Annotated in this window: 13 protein-coding genes; 8 read left to right on the forward strand and 5 right to left on the reverse strand. The window is 64.0% G+C overall.

What is annotated here, in order from left to right:
* Positions 1–58 precede the first annotated feature (58 nt).
* The 3 genes from SD196_RS06825 (at position 59) to SD196_RS06835 (ending at position 3,836) form a co-directional block, all read left to right on the forward strand.
* Positions 59–2,152: a molybdopterin oxidoreductase family protein gene (locus tag SD196_RS06825; RefSeq protein ID WP_416311209.1), complete on the forward strand. Its 2,094-nt coding sequence runs from the start codon at positions 59–61 to the stop codon at positions 2,150–2,152.
* Between the two features lie 132 nt (positions 2,153–2,284).
* A complete protein-coding gene (gene grxD, locus SD196_RS06830) occupies positions 2,285–2,611 on the forward strand; it encodes a Grx4 family monothiol glutaredoxin (RefSeq protein ID WP_275610611.1) in 327 nt (108 codons plus the stop codon).
* 61 nt (positions 2,612–2,672) lie between these two features.
* Positions 2,673–3,836: an MFS transporter gene (locus SD196_RS06835; RefSeq protein ID WP_275610612.1), complete on the forward strand. Its 1,164-nt coding sequence runs from the start codon at positions 2,673–2,675 to the stop codon at positions 3,834–3,836.
* Positions 3,837–3,884: 48 nt separating this feature from the next.
* Here SD196_RS06835 and bfrB read toward each other — a convergent pair whose 3' ends face one another.
* Positions 3,885–4,361: a bacterioferritin BfrB gene (bfrB, locus tag SD196_RS06840; RefSeq protein WP_275610613.1), complete on the reverse strand. Its 477-nt coding sequence runs from the start codon at positions 4,359–4,361 to the stop codon at positions 3,885–3,887.
* A gap of 220 nt (positions 4,362–4,581) precedes the next feature.
* On the reverse strand, positions 4,582–4,797 hold the full coding sequence (locus SD196_RS06845) for a bacterioferritin-associated ferredoxin (RefSeq protein WP_275610614.1): 216 nt from the start codon (positions 4,795–4,797) through the stop codon (positions 4,582–4,584).
* Between the two features lie 277 nt (positions 4,798–5,074).
* On the opposite strand from SD196_RS06845, the gene SD196_RS06850 reads away from it, so the two are divergent.
* Positions 5,075–5,677 carry a peroxiredoxin gene (locus SD196_RS06850; RefSeq protein ID WP_275610615.1) on the forward strand — a complete coding sequence of 201 codons (603 nt, stop codon included), beginning with the start codon at positions 5,075–5,077 and terminating at the stop codon, positions 5,675–5,677.
* 149 nt (positions 5,678–5,826) lie between these two features.
* Here the strand turns inward: SD196_RS06850 and rnt are convergent, their stop codons facing one another.
* Positions 5,827–6,507: a ribonuclease T gene (gene rnt, locus SD196_RS06855; protein WP_275610616.1), complete on the reverse strand. Its 681-nt coding sequence runs from the start codon at positions 6,505–6,507 to the stop codon at positions 5,827–5,829.
* Positions 6,504–7,550: a dihydroorotase gene (pyrC, locus tag SD196_RS06860; RefSeq protein ID WP_275610617.1), complete on the reverse strand. Its 1,047-nt coding sequence runs from the start codon at positions 7,548–7,550 to the stop codon at positions 6,504–6,506. The genes rnt and pyrC overlap by 4 nt, the downstream gene beginning before the upstream one ends.
* 138 nt (positions 7,551–7,688) lie before the next feature.
* On the opposite strand from pyrC, the gene SD196_RS06865 reads away from it, so the two are divergent.
* The 4 genes from SD196_RS06865 (at position 7,689) to ppnN (ending at position 12,233) form a co-directional block, all read left to right on the forward strand.
* On the forward strand, positions 7,689–8,705 hold the full coding sequence (locus SD196_RS06865; RefSeq protein WP_416311210.1) for a flagellar protein MotY: 1,017 nt from the start codon (positions 7,689–7,691) through the stop codon (positions 8,703–8,705).
* Positions 8,706–8,838: 133 nt separating this feature from the next.
* Positions 8,839–10,056 carry an argininosuccinate synthase gene (locus SD196_RS06870; protein ID WP_275611901.1) on the forward strand — a complete coding sequence of 406 codons (1,218 nt, stop codon included), beginning with the start codon at positions 8,839–8,841 and terminating at the stop codon, positions 10,054–10,056.
* Between the two features lie 94 nt (positions 10,057–10,150).
* Positions 10,151–10,543 carry a lactoylglutathione lyase gene (gene gloA, locus SD196_RS06875; RefSeq protein WP_275610619.1) on the forward strand — a complete coding sequence of 131 codons (393 nt, stop codon included), beginning with the start codon at positions 10,151–10,153 and terminating at the stop codon, positions 10,541–10,543.
* Between the two features lie 298 nt (positions 10,544–10,841).
* Positions 10,842–12,233: a nucleotide 5'-monophosphate nucleosidase PpnN gene (ppnN, locus tag SD196_RS06880; protein WP_331316428.1), complete on the forward strand. Its 1,392-nt coding sequence runs from the start codon at positions 10,842–10,844 to the stop codon at positions 12,231–12,233.
* Between the two features lie 452 nt (positions 12,234–12,685).
* Here the strand turns inward: ppnN and SD196_RS06885 are convergent, their stop codons facing one another.
* On the reverse strand, positions 12,686–12,868 hold the full coding sequence (locus SD196_RS06885; protein ID WP_081517714.1) for a PA3496 family putative envelope integrity protein: 183 nt from the start codon (positions 12,866–12,868) through the stop codon (positions 12,686–12,688).
* Positions 12,869–12,901 lie beyond the last annotated feature (33 nt).

The raw sequence follows: 12,901 nt of genomic DNA on the forward strand, positions 1-12,901 counted from the left end.
CTCGACAAGACGACCGGTGTGCCACGCGCCCCCGGCGACAACAACGACGAGGCGAGCCATGAGCAAGACCCTCCACCACCGTGCGTGCCATCTGTGCGAGGCCATCTGCGGCCTGACCATCGAGACCGAAGACGAGCGCATCCTCTCGATCAAGGGCGATTCGCAGGACAGCTTCAGCCGTGGCCATGTCTGTCCCAAGGCCGTGGCGCTGCAGGATATCCAGAATGACCCGGACCGCCTGCGCCAGCCGGTTCGACGGGTCGGCAGCGAATGGCAACCGATCGGCTGGGACGAGGCTTTCGAACTCGTCGCCTCACGGCTGGCGGATATCCGTGAACGCCATGGCAACGACGCCGTCGCGGTGTACCAGGGCAATCCCAGCGTGCACAACTACGGGCTGATGACCCACAGCAACTACTTCCTCGGCCAGTTGAAGACGCGCAACCGCTACTCGGCGACCTCGGTGGACCAACTGCCGCACCACCTGGTCAGCCAGCAGATGTTCGGCCACGGCCTGCTGATCCCGATCCCGGACATCGACCAGACCGATTTCATGTTGATCCTCGGCGGCAACCCGCTGGCGTCCAACGGCAGCATCATGACCGTGCCGGACGTGGAGAAGCGCCTGAAGGCCGTGAAGGCGCGCGGTGGCAAGCTCGTGGTGGTCGACCCCCGGCGCACGGAAACTGCCGCGATTGCCGACCAGCACCTGTTCGTCCGTCCCGGCGAGGACGCCGCGTTGTTGCTGGGTATCCTCGACACGCTGTTCAGCGAAGGGCTGACCCGCGAGAGCCATCTGCCGGTGAGCGGCCTTGCGGCTGTGCGGGAGGCGCTGAAACCGTTCAAGGTCGAGGCGATGGCGAAGCGTTGCGGCGTGCCGGCCGAGGACATCCGCCAGCTGGCGCGGGACTTCGCCGTCGCCGACAAGGCTGTCTGCTACGGCCGCATGGGTGTTTCCACGCAGGTCTTCGGCAGTCTCTGCCAGTGGCTGGTGCAACTGATCAACCTGCTGACCGGCAACCTCGACCGGGTCGGTGGCACCCTGTGCACCACTCCGGCGGTGGACCTGGTGGCGAGCACCTCTGGTGGCGCCTTCAACCGTTGGCAGAGCCGCGTCTCCGGCCTGCCGGAGTACGGCGGCGAGCTGCCGGTGGCGGCACTGGCCGAAGAAATGCTCACCGACGGCGACGGACAGGTCCGCGCGCTGGTGACGGTGGCGGGCAACCCGGTGCTCTCCACGCCCAACGGCCGGCGCCTGGAGCAGGCGCTGGACGGCCTGGAATTCATGCTCAGTGTCGATCTCTACATCAACGAGACCACCCGCTACGCCGACCTGATCCTGCCGCCCACCGCGCCGCTGGAGCACGATCACTACGACACCACCTTCAATCTCTTCGCGGTGCGCAACGTCACGCGCTTCAACGAGGCGGTGCTGCCCAAGCCGCAGGGCGCGCTGCACGACTGGGAAATCTTCGTGGGGCTGGCCAAGGCATACGCCGCACGCATGGGCAGCGAACTCAAACCGACCATGGCGCCGGAGCAGATGATCGAGATGGGCCTGCGTTTTGGCCCCTATGGCGATGCCTCCGAGCACAAGCTCAACCTGGCGCGGTTGCGGGAACATCCCCATGGGCTGGACCTCGGCCCGCTGCAGCCCAACCTTGCGGCGCGCCTGAAAACCGCCAGCCGCCAGGTCGAAGCAGCGCCGGAGATCCTGCTGAACGACCTGCGCCGCTTTGCCGACACCCAGGCGCCGGCAGCGGACCAGTTGCTGCTGATCGGCCGCCGCCATGTGCGCAGCAACAATTCCTGGATGCACAACTATCACCGCCTGGTGAAGGGCAAGCCACGTCACCAGTTGCTCATGCACCCGCGGGACCTGGCGGCGCGCGGGCTGGCGGACGGGCAGAAGGTGCGGGTGCGCTCGCGGGTCGGCAGCATCGAGATCGAGGTGGCGGCCAGCGACGAGGTAATGGCCGGCGTGGTCAGCCTGCCCCACGGCTGGGGGCACGGGCGGCCGGGTGTACAACTGTCGATTGCTCGCGAGCAGGGTGGGGCCAGCGCCAACGACCTGACCGACGAGCGCCATCTGGATGCGCTCTCCGGCAACACGGCGCTGAACGGCGTGCCCGTTGAGGTCGAGGCGGCCTGACAGGCTGTCGCTGTGCTCCTGCAAAGCCGAGCGTAGTGCTCGGCTTTGCAGTACAATGCGCGCAACCGTGCCGGCCAAACGCCGCCTGTGGCGATGCCGGGTCAGTATCTGATAGTTCAGCCGAGGAAGTTCATGGATATCATCGATACCATCAAAGAACAGATCGCCAACAACCCCGTCCTGCTGTACATGAAGGGCTCGCCGAACGCTCCGCAGTGCGGTTTCTCGGCCCGCGCTGCGCAGGTGCTGATGGCATGCGGCGAGAAGTTCGCCTACGTCGACATCCTGCAGAACCCGGAAATCCGCGCCAACCTGCCCAAGTACGCCAACTGGCCGACCTTCCCGCAACTGTGGGTCGGCGGTGAGCTGGTCGGCGGCAGCGACATCCTGGTCGAGATGTTCGAAAAGGGCGAATTGCAGCCGCTGATCAAGGACGCCGTAGGCAAGGCCGACGCCTGAGTCTTTCGTGCTGTCGCACAAAGCCCCGCTTCGGCGGGGCTTTGTTTTTGGGAAGAAATAAATGACTGAGCAAACACGGACGAACGCTGCCCGCTGGGCCTGTGGATACTGCTTCGCCATGGGCGGGATGGTGCACGGCAGCGTGATGGGCCGGGTACCGGCCCTGAAGAGCATGACCGGGGTCGACGAGCAGGAGCTGGGCCAGGCATTGCTGGGCGCGGGCTTTGGCGCGCTGCTGGCGTTCGTCTTCGCCGGCGCCCTGGTGCGCCGTTACGGCAGCCGGGCGATCACTGTCGTCTCCGGTCTGGCGCTGATGGCCAGCTTCCCGCTGCTGGGCCTGGCGCAGAACGTGTGGGAGCTGGCGGCGGGCTTTCTGGTGGTCGGCCTGACCTTCGCCACCATGGATGTGGCGATGAACACCCAGGCGGTGGAAGTGGAGCGGCGCCTCGGCCGGCCGTGTATTGCCAGCTTGCATGGCATGTACAGCCTGGGCGGGCTGGTCGGCGCGGTTGGCGCAGCGGCCTTCGCCGATCTGGCGCCTGTGTGGCATTTCACCCTGCTGGCGGCGATCGCGGTGGCCATACTGCCCTTTTTCGCCCGCAACCTGTTCGAAGGGCGCCCGGAGCCCATGGAGGAGGCGGCGCCAGCCCAACGTGGCTGGCGCCTGCCGCCACTGTCGCTGATCGGTCTTGGATTGCTGACGGCGTGCGCGTTCGTTTCCGAAGGGGCGGTCGCCGACTGGGGCGCGTTGCTGCTGCATCAGGTGATGGGCGCGTCCGAACGCCTGGCGGCACTGGGCTTCGCGGCGTTCTCCGCGACCATGGTGCTGGGACGGCTGTTCGGCGATCGCCTGCGTGTGCGATTCGCCGACGAGGCCTTGGTGCGCAACCTGGCGTTGCTGGCCATCGCGGGCATGTTGCTGGCGCTGTTCAGTCCCTGGGTAGCGAGTGCTATCGCCGGCTTCGCCCTGGTGGGCGTAGGCCTGTCGGTGGTGGTGCCGATCCTGATCGGGGCGGCGGGCAATCGGCCGGGCATCGAACCGTCCAAAGGCGTGGCGGCGGTGGCGGGGTTCGGTTACGGGGGCTTGCTGATGGGGCCGCCGCTGATCGGCTTCCTCGCCGAGCACGTGGGGCTGCGCCTGTCATTGCTGGTGGTGGTGGGGCTGTGCGCCGGGCTGGTGCTCAAGGCGTCACTGGTGCGGCGCCCGCCGAAGGCGAACGGCTAGGAGGGAAGGGCACCGGCGTCCACAACCGCGCCAGTGCCTTTTCGTTGATCAGTCGTCTTCGTGCATGTGCGACTGCAGGTAGTTCTCCAGGCCGACCTTCTGGATCAGGCCCAGCTGGGTTTCCAGGTAATCGATGTGCTCTTCCTCGGACTCGAGGATGTTCTTGAGCAGGTCGCGGCTCACGTAGTCATGCACGCTTTCGCAATGCACGATGGCGTCGCGCAGGTCCTTGCAGGCCTTGAGTTCCAGGTTCAGGTCGCACTGCAGCATTTCCTGGGTGTTCTCGCCGATCAGCAGCTTGCCCAGGTCCTGCAGGTTGGGCAGGCCCTCGAGGAACAGGATGCGTTCGATGAGCTTGTCAGCGTGCTTCATCTCATCGATGGACTCATGGTACTCGTGCGCGCCGAGGCGTTTCAGGCCCCAGTCGTTCCACATGCGCGAGTGCAGGAAATATTGGTTGATGGCGATCAGCTCGTTACCGAGGACCTTGTTCAAGTGCTGGATGACTTTCTTGTCGCCTTTCATGCCGGTGTCCTGCCGTGTGGAGTGGGAGAGACTGAAAGTGTGGTCCTCTTATAACTGACTGTCAAACATAAGTGCTTGAATTTGCTATAAAAAGGAATATGAATGCGAATGTTTTCATTCCGCAATTCGGCGTTAAAGCTCTGAATTTCAGGCATAAAAAAACCGGGCATGGCCCGGTTTTTTTCGGAATCTCTGCTGAGTTGGCCGTCAATCGCGTCGATCAGCTTGCCGCGTAGGCGAGGGAGTAGTTCATCGACTGCGCGCTCTGCAGTTCGCCCAGGGTCTCGCGGACGACCTGCTTGGCGAGGCAGGCGCACTTGCCGCACTGGGTGCCGACACCGGTGCTTTCACGCACTTCGCGGTAATTGCAGCAGCCTTCGTAGATCGCATCGCGGATCTGGGTATCGGTGACACCTTGGCAGAGGCAGACGTACATGGTTGCACTAGCATCGCTGTGGGGTTGTTGGAGGCGATACTAATCTTAATGAGAATGATTGTCAAAGTTTGCTGGGCAGGCTTTTCCATGACCAGATAAATGGTCATGTCCGTCAATGGCTTAGCCTTGTGGGGCGATGGGGCAAAGCGCTGGGCGCCTCGGAAAACGGCGGTGTATCATGACCGGCCCACTGGAGTGGATAACCCGCCGATCCGGCTTTTCGAGCCAGGCAGGGCATCTTGCACTCCCTCACGCCCTCACCCGAAGGAGACATGGAATGAGCGTACTCGTAGGTAAGAAAGCTCCCGACTTCAACGTAGCCGCCGTCCTCGGTAGCGGCGAAATCGTCGACAGCTTCGTGCTGTCCGAAGCCATCAAGGGCAAGTACGGCCTGGTGTTCTTCTACCCGCTGGACTTCACCTTCGTCTGCCCGTCCGAGCTGATCGCCCTGGACCGTCGCATCCCTGAGTTCCAGGCGCGCAACGTCGAAGTGATCGGCGTGTCCATCGACTCCCATTTCACCCACAACGCCTGGCGTAACACCCCGGTGGACAAGGGCGGCATCGGCCCGGTCAAGTACACCCTGGCCGCCGACATCACCCACGAGATCGCCAAGGCCTATGACGTCGAGTCCGCCGACGGTGTCGCGTTCCGTGGTGCCTTCCTGATCGACCAGAATGGCGTGGTGCGTTCGCAGATCGTCAACGACCTGCCGCTGGGCCGCAACATGGACGAGCTGCTGCGTCTGGTCGATGCCCTGCAGTTCACCGAAGAACACGGCGAAGTCTGCCCGGCCAACTGGAAGAAAGGCGACAGCGGCATGACCGCATCGCCGGAAGGCGTTGCCGCCTACCTGGCCCAGCATGCCAGCAAGCTGTAAGGCTGTCCGGTGATGAAAGAGCCCCGCTTCGGCGGGGCTTTTTCATGGGCGCGCAGGATTGCTTTTCGTAGGAAGCCGGCAAGCCCTGCGTGCAGGAAAGAAAAAGCCCCGCCTGAGCGGGGCTTTGTCATGGGATCAGGAAGAGAGGATCAGTCCTCGTCTTCCATCCAGCCGCCGAATTCCTTCCAGCGGTTGACGATGCCGCAGAACAGCTCGGCGGTTTTCTCGGTGTCGTAGCGTGCCGAGTGCGCCTCGCGGTTGTCGAACTCGATGCCGGCGGTCTGGCAGGCCTTGGCCAGTACGGTCTGGCCGTAGGCGAGGCCGGCAAGGGTCGCGGTGTCGAAGCTGGAGAAGGGGTGGAACGGATTGCGCTTCACGCCACTGCGGTTTACTGCGGCGTTGAGGAAGCCCAGGTCGAAGCTGCTGTTGTGGCCAACCAGGATCGCCCGTTTGCAGCCGTTGGACTTCAGCGACTTGCGCACGCCCCGGAAGATCTCGGTCAGCGCCTGTTCTTCCGGCACGGCCATGCGCAGCGGGTGGTCCAGCTTGATGCCGGTGAACTCCAGCGCAGCCTGCTCGATGTTGGCGCCTTCGAAAGGCTCCACGCGGAAGAAGTAGGTGTGCTCGGGGAACAGGTAGCCGCTCTCATCCATGCCGATAGTGACGGCGGCGATTTCCAGCAGGGCGTCGGTGCCGGCGTTGAAGCCGCCGGTCTCGACGTCCACCACGACCGGCAGGTAGCCACGGAAACGGCGTGCCATCGGGTGGCGCGGGCCGGGTGGGAAGGAACCGTCGAGTTCTTCCTCGAAGATTTCGTTCTCGTCACTCATGCCTCGGTCTCCAGCAGGCGCCAGCGCAGTTTCTCGCCGGCACGCAGCGGGACGACATCGAAATCACCGAACGGCAGGGCCGCCGGGGCTTCCCATTCTTCACGCACCAGGGTGATGCGGTCGCTGTTGCGCGGCAGGCCGTAGAAGTCCGGACCATGGAAGCTGGCGAAGGCTTCCAGCTTGTCCAGCGCGTTGCGCTGCTCGAAGGCCTCGGCGTACATCTCGATGGCGGCATAGGCGGTGTAGCAGCCGGCGCAACCGCAGGCGGCTTCCTTGGCGTGGCGCGCGTGGGGCGCGGAGTCCGTGCCGAGGAAGAATTTCGGGCTGCCGCTGGTGGCCGCATCCAGCAGGGCTTCCTGGTGGGTGTTGCGCTTGAGAATCGGCAGGCAATAGAAGTGCGGACGGATACCGCCGACCAGCATGTGGTTGCGGTTGTACAGCAGGTGGTGCGCGGTGATGGTGGCGCCGACATTGGCCGGGGCGGCCTTGACGAAGGCGGCGGCATCGCCGGTGGTGATGTGCTCGAGAACCACCTTGAGGGTCGGGAAGCGCTCGACCACACGGGTCAGGTGCTCGTCGATGAAGCGCTTCTCGCGGTCGAACACGTCGACTTCGGAGCGGGTCACCTCGCCATGCACCAGCAGCGGCAGGCCGACTTCGGCCATGGCTTCCAGGACGTGGAAGATATTGTCGACGCTGGTCACGCCGGAATCGGAGTTGGTGGTGGCGCCGGCCGGGTACAGCTTGGCGGCGTGCACGTAGCCTGAGGCCTTGGCCGCGCGCACGTCCTCGACGCTGGTGCGGTCGGTGAGGTAGAGCACCATCAGCGGCTCGAAGCGGCTGCCGGCCGGACGGGCGGCCAGGATGCGCTGGCGGTAGGCGTCGGCTTCGACGGCGTTGCGCACCGGCGGAACCAGGTTCGGCATGATGATGGCGCGGCCGAAGGTACGGGCGGCGTCGCCGACGGTTTGCGCGAGTGCGGCGCCGTCGCGCAGGTGAATGTGCCAGTCGTCGGGGCGCAGGAGTGTCAGGCGGTCGGACATGCGGATTCCAGGAAGGCGGTTGCAGCGGAGAAAGTAGGGAAATGCTACCGGAAAAGGCCGTCGGCGGCACTCGCTATCAAGTTTCGCCGTGGCTGACCGATAGATTCAGAGACCCCATCCTGCTTGTGTGGAACCGCCGTGCGCCAGCCATCTCTTCTCCTGCTCGTACTTTGCGCGAGCCTCCCGGCCTGGGGGCTGACGTTCCAGCCGCGCCTGGAAAGCGCCGAATGGACGGTGGCGGGCGACCAGTTCGAGTGCCGGCTGTCGCAGAACGTGGCGGGTTTCGGCGTGGGCGAGTTCGTCTGGCGCGCCGGCGAGCAGCCGACTTTCCGTCTCAAGTCACAGCAGGACTGGCTCGGACGCGGTTCGGCAACTCTCCTGGCGGCGGCTCCGCCGTGGCGGCCGGGGCAGGGCGATGTGAACCTGGGCTCGGTGCAGGTCAGTGGCGGCGAAGTGCCGTTCAACAGCAGCCAGCAGCAGGCGGGGCGTTTGCTCAGCGGTTTGCTGGAAGGGCGTACGCCGGAAGTGCGGCACCGCACCCGGGATGGCGATCGCCTGCTGGTGCGCTTGCTGCCGACGCGATTCGCCGCCGGCTACGCGCAGTTCCAGGATTGTTCGGCGAAGATGCTGCCGGTCAATTTCGACCAGGTACGACAGAGCCAGATCGGTTTCCCCAGCGGCACCGAACTCGACGCCCTGGGCCGCGCCAAACTGGACATCATCCTGCAGTACCTGAAGGCCGACCCGAGCGTGAACCACATCGAGATCGACGGTCACTCGGACAACAGCGGCAATCGCCTGGTCAATCGCGACACGTCGCGCCGTCGTGCTCTCGCGGTGATGGAATATCTCAAGGCCAATGGCGTGCCGGAGTCGCAGATCGTCGTGCGCTTCTATGGCGAACGTTATCCGTTGGTGAAGAACAACTCCGAAGCCAACCGGGCGCGCAATCGCCGGGTGACGGTGAACCTGTCCCGCGAAGTGGTTCCTGAGGAGGTCCCGGCCGAGGCGCCGACGGCTCCTGTTGCTCCCACCGCCTCGGCGCCCGCCGCGCCGATGTCCAGCGCCAGTGCCCCGGCGAAGGCCGCGGTTCCTGCCGCTCCGGCGGCGCCCGCCACCAACGCTGCCACGCCGCCTGCGACGCCCAAGGGCTGAGCCTGCGGCAGCGAGTCGCACCGACGATAGTATTTGTCGCTTTGTCGTCAAAAGCTGTCGCGCCTCTGTAAATTATCCTGGGCGGGCAGTAGAATCGATCCCTTTCGTGACAACCCCCGTGGAGTTGAGTGGCATGGCGGACGTGAAGAAGGTAGTCCTGGCGTATTCCGGTGGCCTGGACACCTCCGTAATTCTGAAGTGGCTGCAGGATACCTATAACTGTGAAGTGGTGACCTTCACTGCCGACCTGGGTCAGGGCGAGGAGGTCGAGCCGGCCCGCGCCAAGGCCAAGCAGATGGGCGTGAAAGAGGTCTTCATCGAGGACCTGCGAGAAGAGTTCGTCCGCGACTTCGTCTTCCCGATGTTCCGTGCCAACACCGTCTACGAAGGCGAGTACCTGTTGGGTACTTCCATCGCCCGTCCGCTGATCGCCAAGCGCCTGATCGAGATCGCCAACGCCACCGGCGCTGACGCCATCTCCCACGGCGCCACCGGCAAGGGCAACGACCAGGTTCGCTTCGAGCTGGGCGCCTATGCGCTGAAGCCGGGCGTGAAGGTGATCGCTCCCTGGCGCGAGTGGGACCTGCTGTCCCGCGAGAAGCTGATGGACTACGCCGAATCCCACAACATCCCGATCGAGCGCCACGGCAAGAAGAAGTCGCCGTACTCCATGGATGCCAACCTGCTGCACATCTCCTATGAAGGCGGCGTGCTGGAAGACACCTGGACCGAGCACGAAGAAGACATGTGGAAGTGGACCGTTTCTCCGGAGAAGGCCCCTGACGCTGCGACCTACATCGAGCTGACCTATCGCAAGGGCGACATCGTTGCCATCGACGGCAAGGACATGACCCCGGCCCAGGTACTGACCGAGCTGAACCGCATCGGCGGCGCCAACGGCATCGGTCGTCTGGACATCGTCGAGAACCGCTACGTCGGCATGAAGTCGCGCGGCTGCTACGAGACCCCCGGCGGCACCATCATGCTCAAGGCGCACCGCGCCATCGAGTCGATCACCCTGGACCGCGAAGTCGCTCACCTGAAGGACGAGCTGATGCCGCGTTACGCCAAGCTGATCTACACCGGCTACTGGTGGAGCCCGGAGCGCGAGATGCTCCAGCAGATGATCGATGCTTCCCAGGAGCACGTGAACGGCGTCGTGCGCCTGAAGCTGTACAAAGGCAACGTCATCGTGGTCGGCCGCAAGTCCGACGACTCGCTGTTCGACGCCAACATCGCGACCTTCGAGGAAGACGGCGGCGCCTACAACCAGGCCGATGCCGCGGGCTTCATCAAGCTCAATGCGCTGCGCATGCGTATCGCCGCGAACAAGGGCCGCAAGCTGTTCTGATAAGCTGGTGACCCCGTGACAAGCGAACCCCGGCCACGAGCCGGGGTTTGCGTTTATAGGCCCCGCATCCGGGGCGCCTGAAGAGGAAGAATCGATGAGACTGCTGCACACCATGCTGCGCGTCGGCGATCTGGACAAATCCATCGCCTTCTACACCGAAGTCCTGGGCATGACCCTGCTGCGCCGCAAGGATTATCCGGACGGCCAGTTCACCCTGGCGTTCGTCGGCTACGGCAGCGAAGACGAGAACAGCGTGATCGAACTGACCTACAACTGGGGCGTGGACCAGTACGAGCTGGGCACCGGTTACGGCCACATCGCCCTGGAAGTGGCGGACGTCTACAAGGCCTGCGAGGACATCCGCTCCCGCGGCGGCAAGATCACCCGCGAGCCGGGCCCGATGAAGCACGGCACCAGTATCCTCGCCTTCGTCGAGGACCCGGACGGCTACAAGATCGAGCTGCTGAGTCCGCAGCGCAAGGACTGATCTTCCGCTCCTTGTGATTCGTCTCTGGAGAAACCCCGCCCTTGAAGGCGGGGTTTTTCTTTATTGGCTGTCATCAGAAAGTCACCGGAGCGGTCATACTCAATCTTGCATCGACGTCGGATGCGTCGATTGCGGAAGCAGTTTTCGCCATTTGCTTGTCAGAGACAGAGGAGCATCGTGCACGGGCCGGACAATCCCCGTTGCACCGCTTCCGATAATGACGACCGATGGACGGCCGCACCGATTTTTCCGGGTGCCCGGCGCTCTGCGTCCGGCAGCCTAAGTCAAGGAATACAGTATGTCCCCAAGACCGGTAAACAATGCCTCGGTCAGCCCCAAGGGCAGCCTCGAAACCCTCTCCCAACGTGAAGTGCACCAGCTCAGCGAAGCGGGCTCGGGCAGCAGCTACAAACTCTTCCGCCAGTGTGCCCTGGCCATCCTCAACACCGGCACGCAGATCGACAACGCCAAGCACATCCTCGACGCCTACCGCGACTTCGAACTGGAAATCCACCAGCAGGACCGTGGCGTGCGCCTGGAGCTGTTCAACGCTCCGGCCGATGCCTTCGTCGACGGCGAGATGATCGCCAGCACCCGCGAGATGCTCTTCAGCGCCCTGCGCGACATCGTCTACACCCAGAACGAACTCAACAGCCGGCGCTTCGACCTGGAGAGCTCGGCCGGCATCACCGACTACGTCTTCCATCTGTTGCGTAACGCCCGCGCGCTGCGTCCCGGCGTGGAGCCGAAGATCGTCGTGTGCTGGGGCGGCCACTCCATCAGCACCAACGAGTACAAGTACACCAAGAAGGTCGGCCACGAACTGGGCCTGCGTAGCCTCGATGTTTGCACCGGCTGCGGGCCGGGCGTGATGAAGGGCCCGATGAAGGGCGCCACCATCGGCCACGCCAAGCAGCGCAACACCGAAGGACGCTACCTGGGCCTGACCGAGCCTGGGATCATCGCCGCCGAGGCGCCGAACCCCATCGTCAACGAACTGGTGATCCTGCCGGATATCGAGAAACGCCTTGAGGCCTTCGTCCGCGTCGGCCACGGCATCATCGTGTTCCCCGGCGGCGTCGGCACGGCGGAGGAATTCCTCTACCTGCTGGGCATCCTGATGCACCCGGACAACCAGGACATGCCGTTCCCACTGGTGCTCACCGGCCCGCGCAGCGCCGCGGCTTACATCGAGCAGTTGCACGCCTTCGTCGGCGCGACCCTGGGCGAGGCGGCGCAGCAGCGCTACCGCATCATCATCGACGACCCGGCGGAAGTGGCGCGGGAGATGAGCGACGGCCTGAAGCGGGTCAAGCAGTTCCGCCGCGAGCGCAACGACGCCTACCACTTCAACTGGTTGCTGAAGATCGACGAAGGCTTCCAGCGTCCGTTCGAGCCGACCCACGAGAACATGGCGGGCCTGGACCTGGGCTGCGACGTGCCGCCTCACGAGTTGGCGGCGAACCTGCGCCGGGCGTTCTCCGGCATCGTCGCCGGCAACGTGAAGGACCGTGGCATTCGCCTGATCGAGGAGTTCGGCCCATACGAGATCAACGGCGATGCGGCGATCATGGAGCCGCTGGATGCGTTGCTGCAGGCGTTCGTCGAGCAGCATCGGATGAAGCTGCCGGGCGGCGCGGCGTATGAGCCGTGCTATCGGGTGGTGCAGCGCGCCGGAGTCGCGGTCTAAGCCTCCCCGACTTTGCCGGCGATGCCTTGATCAGGTGTCCTGCGCCGCTTCGGTGTGTGCTGAGAGATTCTGTTTCGCCCACTCGGGCGACCTACTTTGGAAAGACCCAAAGTAGGCAAAGGTCTTGCCCCGACATCCGGTTTTTCGCTTCGCGAAAAATACCCTCGGTTCTTCGGAGTTTCAGGGGCCCGCCGCGAAGGGCCATCCCTGGCCCATCGCGGCTCTCGCGACATCCATGTCGCTCAACCCCTGAAACTCCGATCACCTTCGGCCTCCTGAAAGGGGCATTCCGGAGTGTGCGGATGTTTCTCTGGAAGGCTGCAGGAGCCAAAGCGTGAGTTGGGGTCGTATTCCCGTATGCGCGCATGGCGCGTTCCTGCACAGAGCAAAAAACAAAAAGCCCCGCCAGGATGCGGGGCTTTTTCATACAGGTCTTGCTTTCAGGAGAAGGCTTACAGATCGAAATCGTAGTCGGACAGCTGACGCTGCAGGCGACGTTCTTCGAGATAGTTGTCGATGATGCGGCGCTTGGTCAGGTTGGTCTTGGCGACCTCTGCCGAGGCTTCGGCGCCGTCATCGCTGTCGTCTGTGCTGACATCGTCCTCGAGTTCGAGGTCTTCTTTGTCGTTTGCCATTCGGTGCACTCCACAACACGGGGTGTGTTGGCG

It is taken from the genome of Pseudomonas macauensis (assembly GCF_047902425.1).
In the GTDB taxonomy this organism is placed as follows: domain Bacteria; phylum Pseudomonadota; class Gammaproteobacteria; order Pseudomonadales; family Pseudomonadaceae; genus Pseudomonas.